This is a genomic window from Endothiovibrio diazotrophicus, from assembly GCF_054657215.1.
Map to the genome: position 1 here is coordinate 1 of NZ_BAAHXB010000251.1, position 1,454 is coordinate 1,454.

Here is a 1,454-nt window from a genome sequence, read left to right on the forward strand (position 1 = left end):
CGACCACCTCGGCAGTCCGCGGTTGGTGGTCGATAGCGCTACCGATGCGGTGGTGCAGCGGATGGAGTACGATGAGTTCGGGCGGGTGATTGAGGATAGCAATCCGGGGTTTCAGCCGTTCGGATTTGCCGGGGGGGTGTGGGATCGGGATACAGGGCTGGTGCGGTTTGGGGCTCGGGATTACGATCCCGAGACGGGGAGGTGGACAGCCAAAGACCCGATTCGATTTAAAGGAGGTGATTCTAACCTTTACAGCTACGCTCTAAGCAACCCAATAAACTTTGTTAATGCAAACGGAAAGTTTATTTTTGTTGTTTTCTTTGGCCCAAGCATAGCTACAGGACTGGCTGACTTAGCAGTTGCCGGCGCTCTTGCTTCACTTTGGCAGAATTCTAGAAGCACTGATATTCGGAATCCTAGCAACCCCTACCTAATTGAGAAAAGCCGAGAATCAAAGCCCAAAAACTGTCCCAACGGCACCAAACCAATTGATAAATCGGGACTAAGCAAGGATGATATTCACAAGATAAAGGAAGGCGTTGGCGCTGGCCCAAGGGATTGGACAGGAATAACTCCAAGTGGAGACGTCATCACCAGCGACTGGGACGGAAATGCCGAAAACAACGGACCTCTAAGCGATTATCTACCGTAACCATGACCACAACCAACTACAGATTTGATATATCCATACGAATTAGACATCCAAGCATGGATCCTGTTGAAATTTGCCGCCAACTAGAAATGAATGCTGACATTCATTGGAAAGCAGGTGACCAGAAAAGATCACCAAAAGGAAGGAAACTTAACGGAACATACGATCACACATATTGCGTATTTAGAATTGATTACGATGAAAGAGCCTGCTTGCAAGAAATCATCGAAACTCAAAATAAAAAATTATCAATAAAAACAGATTTCTTACAAAAACTAACGAAAGATGGTGGCGAAATAGAATATTTTATTGGTTGGTACGCAAAAACAAATACAGGCGACCTGTTCCACTGGAAACTTCTAAAGGACACGTCCGACCTTCACATAAGCCTCTCATTTGATGTTTATTGCGAGTAAACGGGAAAGTAAATCCACCCCGTGGAGCGGATGATTTTTGGTTAGATTCCTCGACGCAGCGAGTGGATCTTTGCCCCCCAAACCCCTGGCAGTGCGCGAATGACAAAGGGGGATACAAAAATCCGAATGGCCCAGAAAGCATACACCCTGATCTTGATCACGGCGGAGATATCGGGTCACATTGGGATTTCAACGATCGCCAAGGGCCTGGATATCGAATAGGACACAATGGAACGATTTCTGCGCCCACTGCGCCCAAGGGGGTCATGCGCCCAAGGAGGTCACCCAAGTGCGATCCGGGGGTCTGCGATCCGGGGTAGAGTAGAGAGCAGGCTCACCATCACCGTAGCATCAGCCTATCCGTTCCCGCCCCTTTCGTCTGGCGA

The 1,454-nt window shown here is 48.6% G+C and carries 2 protein-coding genes; both read left to right on the forward strand.

The features are described 5' to 3' along the window. Nucleotides 1-652, forward strand: a 652-nt coding sequence (locus ACYQ2W_RS26165; RefSeq protein ID WP_459874000.1) for an RHS repeat domain-containing protein, incomplete at its 5' end; no start/stop codon positions are given. A gap of 2 nt (nucleotides 653-654) precedes the next feature. After that, nucleotides 655-1,068: a hypothetical protein gene (locus tag ACYQ2W_RS26170; protein ID WP_459874002.1), complete on the forward strand. Its 414-nt coding sequence runs from the start codon at nucleotides 655-657 to the stop codon at nucleotides 1,066-1,068. Nucleotides 1,069-1,454: the final 386 nt, after the last annotated feature.